Source organism: Mesorhizobium sp. USDA 4775 (assembly GCF_054062655.1).
This window is the reverse complement of sequence record NZ_JBSSFM010000001.1, coordinates 4,423,354-4,435,659: the sequence shown is the minus strand read 5'-3', so window position 1 is coordinate 4,435,659 and position 12,306 is coordinate 4,423,354. Positions and strand designations below refer to the sequence as shown.

At 62.3% G+C, this 12,306-nt stretch carries 12 protein-coding genes; 6 read left to right on the top strand and 6 right to left on the bottom strand.

The window, feature by feature from the left end:
* Nucleotides 1-13: 13 nt before the first annotated feature.
* Nucleotides 14-853 (top strand): helix-turn-helix domain-containing protein, encoded by an 840-nt coding sequence (locus ACVILI_RS21720; protein WP_019858553.1) that lies wholly within the window; start codon nucleotides 14-16, stop codon nucleotides 851-853.
* Here the strand turns inward: ACVILI_RS21720 and ACVILI_RS21715 are convergent.
* On the bottom strand, nucleotides 843-1,718 hold the full coding sequence (locus ACVILI_RS21715) for an ATP-binding protein (RefSeq protein ID WP_240565028.1): 876 nt from the start codon (nucleotides 1,716-1,718) through the stop codon (nucleotides 843-845). The two genes, ACVILI_RS21720 and ACVILI_RS21715, sit on opposite strands and share 11 nt — an antisense overlap.
* A gap of 288 nt (nucleotides 1,719-2,006) precedes the next feature.
* Here ACVILI_RS21715 and yajC point away from each other — a divergent pair, with 288 nt between their 5' ends.
* The 4 genes from yajC to ACVILI_RS21695 are packed head-to-tail and all read left to right on the top strand — an operon-like array spanning nucleotide 2,007 to nucleotide 6,224.
* The gene (yajC, locus tag ACVILI_RS21710; protein ID WP_010909882.1) at nucleotides 2,007-2,348 is read left to right on the top strand and encodes a preprotein translocase subunit YajC; all 342 of its coding nucleotides are present in this window, start codon (nucleotides 2,007-2,009) and stop codon (nucleotides 2,346-2,348) included.
* Nucleotides 2,349-2,399: 51 nt separating this feature from the next.
* The gene (gene secDF / locus ACVILI_RS21705) at nucleotides 2,400-4,949 is read left to right on the top strand and encodes a protein translocase subunit SecDF (RefSeq protein ID WP_038647236.1); all 2,550 of its coding nucleotides are present in this window, start codon (nucleotides 2,400-2,402) and stop codon (nucleotides 4,947-4,949) included.
* A 26-nt stretch (nucleotides 4,950-4,975) separates the two neighbouring features.
* Nucleotides 4,976-5,371, top strand: a complete 396-nt coding sequence (locus ACVILI_RS21700; protein ID WP_019858550.1) for an Mth938-like domain-containing protein — start codon at nucleotides 4,976-4,978, stop codon at nucleotides 5,369-5,371.
* 1 nt (nucleotide 5,372) lies between these two features.
* The gene (locus ACVILI_RS21695; RefSeq protein WP_038647234.1) at nucleotides 5,373-6,224 is read left to right on the top strand and encodes a phytoene/squalene synthase family protein; all 852 of its coding nucleotides are present in this window, start codon (nucleotides 5,373-5,375) and stop codon (nucleotides 6,222-6,224) included.
* A 498-nt stretch (nucleotides 6,225-6,722) separates the two neighbouring features.
* On the opposite strand, the gene ACVILI_RS21690 is transcribed toward ACVILI_RS21695, so the two are convergent.
* Nucleotides 6,723-7,946 (bottom strand): IS256 family transposase, encoded by a 1,224-nt coding sequence (locus ACVILI_RS21690; RefSeq protein ID WP_038649879.1) that lies wholly within the window; start codon nucleotides 7,944-7,946, stop codon nucleotides 6,723-6,725.
* 115 nt (nucleotides 7,947-8,061) lie between these two features.
* On the opposite strand from ACVILI_RS21690, the gene ACVILI_RS21685 reads away from it, so the two are divergent.
* A complete protein-coding gene (locus ACVILI_RS21685; RefSeq protein WP_240565027.1) occupies nucleotides 8,062-9,012 on the top strand; it encodes a sterol desaturase family protein in 951 nt (316 codons plus the stop codon).
* A gap of 10 nt (nucleotides 9,013-9,022) precedes the next feature.
* Here the strand turns inward: ACVILI_RS21685 and ACVILI_RS21680 are convergent, their stop codons facing one another.
* From ACVILI_RS21680 to ACVILI_RS21665, 4 genes are all read right to left on the bottom strand, one after another.
* Nucleotides 9,023-9,505 (bottom strand): T6SS immunity protein Tdi1 domain-containing protein, encoded by a 483-nt coding sequence (locus ACVILI_RS21680; protein WP_240565026.1) that lies wholly within the window; start codon nucleotides 9,503-9,505, stop codon nucleotides 9,023-9,025.
* A gap of 393 nt (nucleotides 9,506-9,898) precedes the next feature.
* Nucleotides 9,899-11,308 carry a methylenetetrahydrofolate--tRNA-(uracil(54)-C(5))-methyltransferase (FADH(2)-oxidizing) TrmFO gene (trmFO, locus tag ACVILI_RS21675; protein WP_038647226.1) on the bottom strand — a complete coding sequence of 470 codons (1,410 nt, stop codon included), beginning with the start codon at nucleotides 11,306-11,308 and terminating at the stop codon, nucleotides 9,899-9,901.
* A gap of 565 nt (nucleotides 11,309-11,873) precedes the next feature.
* A complete protein-coding gene (locus ACVILI_RS21670; protein WP_019858543.1) occupies nucleotides 11,874-12,014 on the bottom strand; it encodes a DUF1127 domain-containing protein in 141 nt (46 codons plus the stop codon).
* Between the two features lie 49 nt (nucleotides 12,015-12,063).
* Nucleotides 12,064-12,204 carry a DUF1127 domain-containing protein gene (locus tag ACVILI_RS21665; protein WP_013531315.1) on the bottom strand — a complete coding sequence of 47 codons (141 nt, stop codon included), beginning with the start codon at nucleotides 12,202-12,204 and terminating at the stop codon, nucleotides 12,064-12,066.
* Between the last annotated feature and the right edge of the window lie 102 nt (nucleotides 12,205-12,306).

Here is a 12,306-nt window from a genome sequence, read left to right as displayed (position 1 = left end):
AACAGGTTTCGCCATGAATCGAGAGTGCATGCGTCCACAATTTGCTTCGGCCCGATCCCCATCCGACGTAGCAATGATCGCCCGGCACATCGAGGCAGGTGTCCATCGTCTGCCGCGGGCGCCGCACCATCGCGTCATGGTGCATGCAAGCGCGGCGACACGCTCCTACTGCAATCAAGTTGGGCGCTATTTCGTCAGGCGCGCCGGCGATATCGACCTGGTGCCGGCTGGCGAGGAGGGTGGTTTCGAGGCTGAAACCGCGTTCGACACGATCGAGATTGTCTTGCAGCCAGCCCTGATGGAAAGGGTGGCGGCGGAACTTGGCGGCAGGGCGCTGGTATCGCGGCTCGACACACGCCATCTGCTTCGCGACCAGCGCATCGAGCATCTCGCTCGCGCGCTCCGGAGCGATCTCGATGCGGGTGCACCAAGCGGCTCCCTGTTTGCCGACAGCATTGGCGCCGCGCTGGCGGTCAGGCTGCTTGGTGTCGACGATATTGACGTCGAACGGACGAACCGCTTGTCGGATACCCAGCTCAAGCGCGTCCTGGAGCACATTGAGGCGGCTCTCCACGAGCCGCTCTCGGTCCATCGACTCGCCCGGGTAGCCGGCGCGAGCAGCTCGCATCTGCGGACATGGTTCAAGGTGGCGACGGGCGTCACCCTGCATCGCTACGTGTTGCGACGCCGGGTCGAACGCGCTCGTGCCCTGCTGCAGCAGGGCGATCTCAGCACCAGCGAGGTCGCGGAATTGGCGGGCTTCGCACACCAGTCACATCTGGCGCATTGGATGCGCCGCGAGATTGGCCAAACGCCGCGCGACGTGCGACGGGCGCGACGCCTCAATCCTTGAGCGGCTTGCCGAGCCGGCCGGCCAGATCCTGCGTGAACTGCCAGGCGACGCGGCCCGAGCGGCTGCCGCGCGTCGTCGCCCATTCCAGCGCTTCCGCGCGCAGCTGCTCTGGGTCGATGTCGAGGCCATGATGGCTGGCATAGCCATTGATCATCTCGAGATACTCGTCCTGCGAGCATTTGTGGAAGCCGAGCCAAAGCCCGAACCGGTCGGAGAGCGAGACCTTCTCTTCGACCGCCTCGGACGGATTGATGGCGGTCGAGCGCTCATTGTCAATCATGTCGCGCGGCAACAAATGGCGGCGGTTCGAGGTGGCGTAGAAGATGACATTGGCCGGACGGCCCTCGACGCCGCCTTCGAGTGCCGCCTTCAAAGACTTGTAGGACGTGTCGTCATGATCGAAGGACAGGTCGTCGCAAAACAGGATGACGCGGAAGGGCGAGGCCTTCAGCAGACCCATCAGCTTGGGCAGCGTATCGATATCCTCGCGGTGGATCTCGATCAGCTTGAGCGGCAGGTCGGATTTGGCCTTGGCGTTGATCTCGGCATGCACGGCCTTGACCAGCGACGATTTGCCCATGCCGCGCGCGCCCCACAACAGGACGTTGTTGGCGGCAAAGCCGGCGGCGAAGCGCTCGGTGTTGTCGACAAGGATGTCGCGGACACGGTCGACGCCGCGGATCAGCCCAATGTCGACGCGGTTGACCTTGCGCACCGGCTCCAGATAGCCGGGGTCGGCCTGCCAGACGAAACAGTCGGCCTCGCCGAGGTCGGTTTCAGGCACCGGCGGCGGGGCGAGGCGGCCGACAGCCTCGATCAGGCGGTCAAGTTTCTTGTTGAGGGCGTCGATGGTGCTGTCGGTCATTTCAGGTCTTTTGGCTCGTTTCCTGGGGCGGGCAGGTCGGACACGTTCGAATCCGTCGGGTTCGAAACCGGTCCCAACCTTTTGTTCGAGCGTGATCTTTTCGGTAAACCGGCTCTCGCATTTCGCGATCATGCTCTAACACGGGCGAACAGGCCGGAAAAGCAGCCGATTTGGTCGGTCGCGCAGTTGCATTGACAACTTTACCGACTATATTCCGGCCAAATTTCAAGGGGTCGCCAAACTCCGCAGGACGGTTGGCGGCTGTTTTCAAAATTCAGGAGTACCTCGATGTTCGTGACACCGGCATACGCCCAAGGCATTGGCGGCGCCTCTCCCGATATGTTCATCAGCATTTTGCCGTTTGTCCTGATTTTTGTGATCATGTATTTTCTGATCATCCGCCCGCAGCGCACGCAGCTGAAGAAGCGCGGCGAGATGCTGGCGGCGGTCCGCCGCGGCGACACGGTCGTCACCGGCGGTGGTTTCGTCGGCAAGGTGACGAAGGTGATCGACGACAACGAGCTCGAGATCGACCTTGGTGGTGGCACCAAGGTGACGGCGCTGCGCTCGACGATCGCCGATGTGCGCGTCAAGGGCGAACCGGTGGCCAACCAGAACGCCAAGAAATAACCCAATTCAAGGCGGAGCGATCCGCGGACACGCTCTGACGGACGACGCCATATGCTGTATTTTTCGCGCTTCAAGATGATCCTGATCTGGGTGGCCGTCGCCATCACAGTGATCCTCGCCGCGCCCAATCTGTTCCCCGCCAGCACGTTGGCCCAGCTGCCGAGCTGGGTGCCGAAGCGGCAGATGACGCTCGGCCTCGACCTGCAGGGCGGTTCGCACATCCTGCTGGAGATGAACCAGAACGATCTGATCAAGGATCGGCTGGAGACGACGCGCGACGAAATCCGCACGCTGCTGCGTGACGCCAAGATCGGCTATACCGGCCTTGCCGGCACCGGGCGGACCTTGCAGGTCCGCATCACGGACCCGGCCCAGCTCGACGCCGCGAAGAAGGCGTTGAAGACCTTGACCGATCCTGTCGCCGCCGGCCTGTTCAGTGGCGGCTCCATCCAGGAAATGTCGCTGGATGATTCCGAGCCGGGCCTGCTCAAATTCACCGTCACCGATGCCGGTATCAAATACCGCACATCGACTGCATTGGCGCAGTCGATCGAAGTGGTCGAGCGCCGCGTCAACGAACTCGGCACCACCGAGCCTATCGTGCAGCGGCAAGGCGACGACCGCATCCTTGTCCAGGTACCGGGCCTGCAGGATCCGCAGCGGCTGAAGGAAATCCTCGGCCAGACCGCGAAGCTGACTTTCCAGATGGTCGACCAATCGATGCCGGTGCAGGACGCGCTCAAGGGGCGCCCGCCCGCCGGTTCCACGGTGCTCTATTCCCAGGACGACCCGCCGGTTCCGTATCTGATCGAAAACCGCGTCATCGTTTCGGGCGAAAACCTCGTCGACGCGCAGGCGACCTACAATTCGCAGAACAACGAGCCGGTGGTCTCGTTCCGCTTCGATTCGAAGGGCGCTGCCCGCTTCGGCCAGGCGACCTCGCAGAATGTCGGCAAGCTCTTCGCCATCATCCTCGACAACCAGGTGATCTCGGCGCCGCAGATTCGTGAACCGATCCTCGGCGGGACCGGCCAGATATCAGGCAATTTCACCGCCCAGAGCGCCAACGATCTCGCCGTGCTTTTGCGAGCGGGTGCGCTGCCGGCCACATTGACGGTCATCGAGGAACGCACTGTCGGCCCAGGCCTTGGCCAGGATTCGATCCATGCCGGCAAGGTCGCCGGTATCATCGGTTCGATCCTCGTCGTCGCCTTCATGTTCGTCGCCTATGGCTTCCTCGGTTTCCTCGCCAACATCGCGCTGGCGGTGCACGTGGCGATGATCGTTGGGCTGCTGTCGCTGCTTGGGGCGACGCTGACCTTGCCCGGTATTGCCGGTATCGTGCTGACCATCGGCATGGCGGTCGATTCCAACGTGCTGATCTACGAACGCATCCGTGAAGAACGACGGGCCGGCCGCTCGGTGATCCAGGCGATCGACACCGGCTTCTCGAAGGCGCTGGCGACCATCGTCGATTCCAACGTCACCTCGCTGATCGCCACCGTGGTGCTGTTCTATCTCGGCACCGGTCCGGTGAAGGGCTTTGCCATCACCTACGCCATCGGTATCCTGACCACGGTCTTCACCGCTTTCACCTTCACGCGCCTGCTGGTGTCGATCTGGCTACGCCGCGCCCGTCCGAAGGAATTGCCGAAGGCCCCGGTGACCTTCATTCCGCCGGGCACCAAGATCCCCTTCATGGGTATCCGCCGCTGGACGTTCGCACTATCGAGCTTCCTGTCGGTGCTGTCCGTGGTGCTGTTCATGACGGTCGATATCAATTACGGCATCGACTTCAAGGGCGGCTCGATGATCGAGGTGAAGTCCAAGAGCGGCGATGCCAATCTCGGCGATATCCGCGCCAGGCTGATGGAGCTCAATATCGGCGAAGTGCAGGTGCAGCAGTTCGGCGCGCCGAATGACGTGCTGATCCGTGTCGGCACGCAGGATGGCGGCGAGAATGCCGAGCAGACGGTCATCGACAAGGTGCGCGGCGAGCTTCAGGACCAGTATGATTTCCGCCGCGTCGAAGTGGTGGGACCGACGGTTTCCGGTGAACTGGCCAAGCAAGGCACCATCGCCATGCTGGTCGCGCTGGTCGGCATCCTGGTCTATGTGTGGTTCCGTTTCGAGTGGCAATTCGCGGTCGGCGCCATCGTGGCGACTGTGCACGATGTGGTCATGACGCTCGGTTTCTTCGTCATCACCGGGCTCGAATTCAACCAGTCGTCGCTGGCGGCGATCCTGACCATCATCGGCTATTCGCTGAACGACACGATCGTGGTCTATGACCGCGTCCGAGAAGATCTGCGAAAATACAAGCGAATGCCGCTGCCGCAGCTGTTGAACAACGCCATCAACGAGACGCTGTCGCGAACGACGCTGACCTCGGTGACGACGATCCTGGCATTGCTGGCGCTGGTGTTGTTCGGCGGCGAAGTCATCCGCTCCTTCACCATGGCGATGCTGTTCGGCGTCGTGTTCGGCACCTATTCGTCGATCTTCATCGCCGCACCGCTGCTGATCCTGTTCAAGCTGCGCCCGCAGGCCTCGGCCGACGAGGAGAAGCCGGTCAACGGCGGCAAGGCGGTCGCGACCTGACGCGCGGCCCCGAAGGGGTAACAACAGTGGTGACCGGCAAAGGCATCGTCATCCGCGAGGCGCATTTCCCCGGCCGCGCGCCGATCGAGGCTTATGGCAATGGCGGGTTCCGCTTTGCCGACATGTCGCATCGCGGCTCGCTGCTGTGCCTGCCATCCGGCATCCATGGTTGGGAGCCGGCGGACGCTTCAGCGCTGGCGGTGGCGGATTTCGAAAAACTGCTGGCCGAAGCCGATAAGGTCGAGATCCTGCTGGTCGGCATGGGCAAGGATTTGAGGCCATTGCCGGCGGCGCTGCGAGCGGCGCTGAAAGAGGCGGGCATTGCGTCCGACCCGATGTCGACCGGGGCTGCGGTGCGGACCTACAATGTCCTTCTGGCGGAAGACCGCGCCGTGGCCGCAGCGCTCATCGCCGTCGATTGATATGTCCCAAAATGCCAAAATCGTCATGGACGCGGTGCGCGCCGCCGACCATGACCGCTATTTGACGGCACTCTACGCGCCGGCCGAAAAGCGCGACGCGCTGTTTTCGCTTTACGCTTTCAATGCCGAAATCGCCGGCATCCGTGATCGCATCCATGAAGCGTTGCCGGGCGAGGTGCGGCTGCAATGGTGGCGTGACCTCATCGCCGTCGACAATGATGATGCAGCCATCGGCCATCCCGTCGCCGACGCGCTGAAGGCGACAATTTCCGCCCACCGCCTCCCCAAGCTGGCATTCGACAACATGCTCGAAGCGCGCATCTTCGATCTTTATGACGACCCGATGCCGTCGCGCACCGACCTGGAAGGCTATTGCGGCGAGACGGCGGCCGCGCTCATCCAGCTTGCGGCGATGGTGCTCGATCCCGTCGAGGCGCCCCGCTTCGCCGAATTGGCGGGCAGGGCGGGCTGCGCGCAGGCCATGACCGGCCTCCTGCTTCTGTTGCCGCTGCACCGCAAGCGCGGGCAGTGTTTTGTCCCGGCCGACATTCTGGCGGCGGCGGGATCGACGTCGGAAGAGTTTGTTGCCGGCGATGGCGGGCCTGGGGCGCGGCGCGCCGTGGCGGCGATGATAGCGTTGGCGCGCGAACACCTTTCGGCTTTCGAGGGGGGCGCCGCAGCCCTGCCGGTGGCCTTGCATCCGGCATTCCTGCCGCTGGCACTGTCGCGTGCCTATCTCGACAAGATGGAAGGCTCGCGCCAATCGCCGCTCGACGGCGTCGCGCGGCTGTCCGCCTTGCGCCGGCATTGGCTGCTGTTGCGGCGAGCGAGCAAGGGCTGGCCGGCACTTTGACGTAAACGTCAATCGTGCTAAGGATTCGGCAGCGCCGGGAACTGTCGCCGGAGATGACAGGCCGGCCCGGAGGAAATCCATGAGCTTGCCCGTTCTGGTCGCGATCGTCGTCCTTGGCATTGCGCTGTCGGTCGCCGCGGTGCATTTCACCGGCGGCAGCAAGACTGCCACGCTGACCGACCCCGATCAGGCGTTGCACCGTTTCGCCGAGGATTTTCCCGACGAGATGGTTGCAACAGTTCGCCTCACGGCGGACGCCAAAACGGCATTTCTGGACCTTGGACGAGGGCGCACCGGCATCGTCCACAGCATTGGCGACTGCTTTTTGACGCGTATCGTCATGGCTGCGGACGTCTCGGTGTCCAGGTCCGAGGAGACGAACACAATTCAATTGCGGTTGACGGACTTCACCTGGAAGGGCGGCCGTTTCCGCTTCGCCAATGCCGGCGATGCGCAGGGGACTGTCAGGAATTCCGTGTGCGGGCGGGCTGTTGAACATTATGCAGCCATTGCCCTGATGAAGCGCTCGCCGAAGATGACAGCGAATTGGGCCTTGGCCATGGTCCACTCACGTGGCGGCATTTTCCACTCTTTCTCGGATCGGTTCAAGATCAGATAGAGCAGCTTGGTCGCCGCGTCGTCGCTGGGGAAATGGCCCCTGGCCCTGACAGCCCGTCGAAGTTTCGAGTTCAACGCCTCTATTGAGTTCGTCGTGTAAATGATCCGGCGGACGTCGTCAGGGAACGCGAAGAATGGAATGACCTCGGCCCAGGCGCGCCGCCAGCTCTGGCCGATGGCGGGATAGCGCAGGCCCCAGGGGCCGGCCTCGAACGCCGCCAGCGCCTTTTCGGCGGCATCGGCATCGACGGCGCGGTAGATTTCCTTGAGTGCGCCGGCGAGGCTCTTGCGATCTTTCCAGGACACGAAGTCCATCGAGTTGCGCAGCAGATGGACTATGCACGTCTGGACGATCGCCTCCGGGAACACAGCGGTGATCGCGTCCGGGAAGCCTTTCAGGCCATCGACGACGGCCAGAAGGATATCCTCCGTGCCGCGGTTCTTGAGCTCGTTCATCACCCGCAGCCAGAACTTGGCGCCTTCATTCTGCTCGAGCCACAGGCCCAGCACCTCCTTTGCACCATCGGCGCGCACGCCCAGTGCGATGTGGATGGCCTTGTTGCGGACCATCCCTTCATCGCGGATCTTGACCCGGATCGCATCGAAGAAGACCAGCGGGTAAATCGGATCGAGCGGCCTTTGCTGCCAGGTGGCGACTTCGTCGAGCACGGCGTCCGTCACCGTTGAGATCAGGTCCGCAGACACATCGATGCCGTACAGATCGCGCAGGTGCCCGGTGATCTCCCGGGTGCTCATGCCACGCGCGTACATCGACACGATCTTGTCATCAAAGCCGGGAAAACGGCGCTGGTACTTGGCGATCAGTTGCGGATCGAAACTCGACTGGCGGTCACGCGGAACATCGATCTCCAGCTTGCCGGTCTCGGTCGTCACCGTCTTGCGGCCATAACCGTTGCGCGTGTTGCCAGCGTCTTCGCCGCTCGCCAGATGATGGTCCATCTCCGCGTTCAGCGCGCGCTCGGTCAGAGCCTTCTTGAGCGTATCCAGCAGGCCGCCCTGTTCGAAGGCAGCACTGGCTGCCCCGCCTGCCAGAAGCTGGTCGAGAAGATCATTCGGTATCGCAGGTTCTTTGCGTCGGGTCATAGTGGGAATCCTTTTTACCCATTATGCCCGCCCGCACACGGAATTCCTGACAGTCCCATGCGCAGGCCTTGCTAAAGGCTCTTGAAGCACGCCATGCCGCCAGGGAGGCCGCGTGATGGACAGCTATGATTTTCCGCAGGTCACCCAGCTGGCCATTCCGTTCTTCGTCGCTGCCATCCTGATCGAGCTCTGGCTGGTGCGCACCGGCCGCGCGAAGGGCTCGTTCGAGACGCGCGACACGCTGACCAGCCTGATGATGGGCACCGGCAATGTCGTCGCCGGGCTGCTGCTTGGCGTCGTCTCCTACTGGGCCCTGCTATGGCTGTGGCAGTTCCGCATCTTCAATCTCGGCCTGTCGGTCTGGGTGTTCCTGGCCGCCTTCCTGCTCGATGATCTGCGCTACTATGTCTATCACCGCATCGCGCACCGGGTGCGCTGGGTGTGGGCCGAGCACGTCAACCATCACTCAAGCCAGCACTACAATCTGTCGACGGCGCTCAGGCAGAGCTGGACGGGTCTGTTCACCTTCATGTTCGTGCTGCAGGCGCCGCTGGTGCTGCTCGGCTTTCACCCAGCGGTGATTGCCTTCACCTTCGGCTTCAACCTCGTCTGGCAGTTCTGGATCCACACCGAGACCATCGGCAAGATGTGGGGCTGGTTCGAATTCATCTTCAACACGCCCTCGCACCACCGCGTCCACCACGCCACCAATCCGCGCTATCTCGACGCCAACTATGCCGGCACGCTGATCATTTGGGATCGCATGTTCGGCACCTTCGTCGAGGAGCTGGAAGAAGACCGGCCGCGCTACGGCATCGTCAGGAATCTCGGTACCTTCAACCCGCTGAAAGTGGCGTTCCACGAATGGATCAGCATGTTCAGGGATGCCTTCGCGCCGGGGCTCTCGCTCGGCGATCGTATCAACTACCTGATCAAGCCGCCCGGCTGGAGCCATGACGGCTCGCGCGAAACCTCGAAGAGCCTGAAGGCCGCCTATGTCAGGCGAAATCCCAGCGAAGCGGGCAAGCCAGGGCTGCCTATGGCAGGTGCCGGGCCGGCGGAATAGCGTTACGCGCCTAATCGACCACCTTGAGCCGTACCCTTGAGCCGTCGGACAATTCGCTCAACCGGCGATGAATATCGGCCATCCCTACGAACTGCTCACGCACGGGAACCACAAACATGTTCTCGACATCGAATTTGCCCTCGGCAAAGGCGGGCAAGATGGTGAAGCCGTAGCATTCTCCTAACGTCGGCTTCTTGCCCGCAGCGTGAAGGCGTTCGACAAGCGGCGGAAGGAACCACTCATCAACCAGATCAGGAGCTGTCCTGATCATCTCCTCAAAGTCCCTCCTGCTGTTGGCTACCTGCTCGGCCAAGCCCGTCGCCGTGTCTAGGCAATGAACCGCGTTGTTCGGTCGCTCGACAAACATGCCTCCCACCATTGAGCAGACAAGTGGGGTCCACGGCTCTGGTAAAAGCCATGACCACGCTCTTGCTGCCGCCTGCGCGATATCCGGTTCAAGTTGGAACGCGATCTCCCGCCACCTGATCGCCATTGGAGCCTCCGCCATGAAGATAGAGCCCAGTGTTGGTTTTCGCTAAGGGCGACGAGCTTGGGTGGCCCACAAGGATGACAGCGAATAGAGCGTCTTCATGAAATCGAGGAGGAACTGATCATTGTAGGGACCTTCAGGGCCCAGCAAGGCAACGATCCTCTTGAGGCTTCGGACGCGGTTCTCATTGTAATTTTCATTTTCGTAAGCCAACATTCGCCGCCATGGGGTTGGCCGATCAGCGCCTCAAACGCCGGTATGTGAACCGCGCGTAGCTGTTGCCGGTTGTTGCATCTGATGTAGATGCTCCAGATAACCTCATAGTCGCAGATGAAAGCTTCATCGCTTTTCGGCAAATCCGGCGGTAAGACCCTGGGGCAGCCTGTCAGCCATAAATTATTCCGCTGCCTCGGCCCGCGCCGGCAGCCCCAGCCATTGCCGGCAATCGCCCAGCGCCCGCGAGGTGATGGCATGGCGCTTGGCGACCGTCTTGTCCTTGCCGCGCAGGCGCTTGCCTTCGATCTTCACCGCTTCCACCGGCGGGAACAGGCCGAAATTGACGTTCATCGGTTGGAAGGAGCGCTTGCCCGGCTCGTCGTCGGAAACGATGTGGCCGCCGGTGATGTGGTTGAGCAGCGCGCCGAAGGCCGTGGTGAGCGGCGGCAGCGAATGTGCGTGGCCGAGCCGCTCGGCGGCGGCGAAGCGGCCGGCGAGCAGGCCGATGGCGGCGCTTTCGACATAGCCTTCGCAGCCGGTGATCTGGCCGGCGAAGCGCAGGCCCGGGCGCGATTTCAGCTGCAGCGAGGCGTCGAGCAAGGTCGGCGAATTGATGTAGGTGTTGCGGTGCAGGCCCCCGAGGCGGGCGAAGTCGGCGTTCTCCAGGCCCGGAATGGTGCGGAAGACGCGGACCTGCTCGGCATGCTTCAGCTTGGTCTGGAAACCGACCATGTTGTAGAGTGTGCCCAGCGCATTGTCCTGCCGCAGCTGGACGACGGCATAGGCCTTGACTGTGGGGTTGTGCGCGTTGGTCAGGCCCATCGGCTTCATAGGCCCGTAGCGCAGCGTCTCGACGCCGCGTTCGGCCATGATCTCGATCGGCAGGCAGCCGTCGAAATAGGGCGTGCCTTCCCATTGCTTGAATTCGGTCTTCTGGCCGTCGACCAGCGCCTGCACGAAGGCAAGGTACTGCTCCTTGTCCATCGGACAGTTGATGTAGTCCTTGCCGGTGCCGCCGGGGCCGACCTTGTCGTAGCGCGACTGGAACCAGCAGGTGTCCATGTCGATCGTGTCGAAATGGATGATCGGCGCGATGGCGTCGAAGAAGGCGAGCGCATCGGCGCCGGTCGCTTCGGCGATCGACTGGGCAAGCGATGGCGCGGTCAGCGGTCCCGTGGCGACGATTGCCTGGTCCCAATCTGCAGGCGGCAGGCCAGGCACTTCCTCGCGCTGGATGGTGATCAGCGGGTGCGCCTCGAGCTTTTTCGTCACGGCCTCGGAGAAACCGTCGCGGTCGACAGCCAGAGCGCCGCCGGCCGGCACCTGGTTTGCGTCACCCGCGCTCATGATCAGCGAGCCGGCCAGCCGCATTTCGGCATGCAGCAGGCCGACCGCGTTGTTCTCGGCGTCATCGGAGCGGAAGGAATTGGAACAGACGAGTTCGGCCAGGCCATCGGTCTTGTGCGCGTCCGTGCCGCGAACCGGGCGCATTTCATGCAGCACGACGGAAACACCGGCCTGCGCGGCTTGCCATGCGGCTTCGGAACCGGCGAGACCGCCGCCGATGATGTGTATGGGATTTTTGCTCATGAGCGCCGGAATAATCGCTTGGGGCGGCGAATGCAATTGCCGTGCTTGGTGCGGGCAAACCGCAGATGGTGAACCAGGCGCTGGAAACAACAACACCCGCCGGGGGAGGAGGTCCGGCGGGTGTCGTTTTGGGGGTCGATCCTCGGGAGGAGGTGAAGATCGACCATATTCGTCATCGCCGGGGAGGAGGTCGGCTTTGACGAAATCTCTTTCGCGTCTTGAAAAGGGGCGAAACCCTTTGGAGCAAAATTCATTTTGCCCCGGAGAAACAACGCCCGCCGCGGGAGGAGGTGCGGCGGGCGCCGTTTGGTTGGCCAACCCTCGGGAGGAGGTGAAGGTTGGACCTATTCGTCATTGCCGGGGAGGAGGTCGGCTTTGACGAAATCTCTTTCGCGTTTTGAAAAGGGGCGAAACCCTTTGGAGCAAAATTCATTTGCCCCGGGAACAGCGCCCGCCGCGGGAGGAGGTGCGACGGGCGCCGTTTTGGTGGTCAACCCTCGGGAGGAGGATAAGGGCTGACCGTTCGCTGGAGGTCGGGGAGGAGGTCGACCCCAGCGAAATTCCCCTAGATCGCCCGACGGGCGATGATCTTGATTTCGTCGCGGACGATACCGAGATCATGCAGCTGGCGGTTCGAAAGGCGACCCAGCTCGGTAACCGTCTCGCGATATACGCGCCAGTTACGATAGTTGCGGATCAGGTTCATTGTCGTTCTCTTTTCGGAAACTTGTTCGGACCATTTGCGGTCCGAAGAATTAGACCGCCTTGCGAGCGACGTAAGGAATGTCGCTGCGGCTGATGCCGAGGTCGGTCAGTTCGCGGTTGCTCAGGCGGCTCAGCTCGGACACGGTGTCCCGGTAGCGGCGCCAGTTGCGATAGTTGCGGATCAGGTTCATGGTAGTTCTCGTTTCGTCTTTCTTGCGGATCATTCCGTTTGTGTACGAACTATAAGTAGGCGGGCTCATATCGATTTAAAAGCGCTATGGCTGCATGGCAGC

Coding starts and splice junctions, on each gene's coding strand:
- ACVILI_RS21680 (WP_240565026.1), bottom strand. CDS start 9,505: ATGGCGATCAGGTGGCGGGAGATCGCGTTCCAACTTGAACCGGATATC.
- ACVILI_RS21665 (WP_013531315.1), bottom strand. CDS start 12,204: ATGAACCTGATCCGCAACTATCGCAACTGGCGCCGCTACCGGGACACC.
- ACVILI_RS21720 (WP_019858553.1), top strand. CDS start 14: ATGAATCGAGAGTGCATGCGTCCACAATTTGCTTCGGCCCGATCCCCA.
- ACVILI_RS21670 (WP_019858543.1), bottom strand. CDS start 12,014: ATGAACCTGATCCGCAACTATCGTAACTGGCGCGTATATCGCGAGACG.
- ACVILI_RS21685 (WP_240565027.1), top strand. CDS start 8,062: ATGGACAGCTATGATTTTCCGCAGGTCACCCAGCTGGCCATTCCGTTC.
- yajC (WP_010909882.1), top strand. CDS start 2,007: ATGTTCGTGACACCGGCATACGCCCAAGGCATTGGCGGCGCCTCTCCC.
- ACVILI_RS21715 (WP_240565028.1), bottom strand. CDS start 1,718: ATGACCGACAGCACCATCGACGCCCTCAACAAGAAACTTGACCGCCTG.
- secDF (WP_038647236.1), top strand. CDS start 2,400: ATGCTGTATTTTTCGCGCTTCAAGATGATCCTGATCTGGGTGGCCGTC.
- ACVILI_RS21690 (WP_038649879.1), bottom strand. CDS start 7,946: ATGACCCGACGCAAAGAACCTGCGATACCGAATGATCTTCTCGACCAG.
- trmFO (WP_038647226.1), bottom strand. CDS start 11,308: ATGAGCAAAAATCCCATACACATCATCGGCGGCGGTCTCGCCGGTTCC.
- ACVILI_RS21695 (WP_038647234.1), top strand. CDS start 5,373: ATGTCCCAAAATGCCAAAATCGTCATGGACGCGGTGCGCGCCGCCGAC.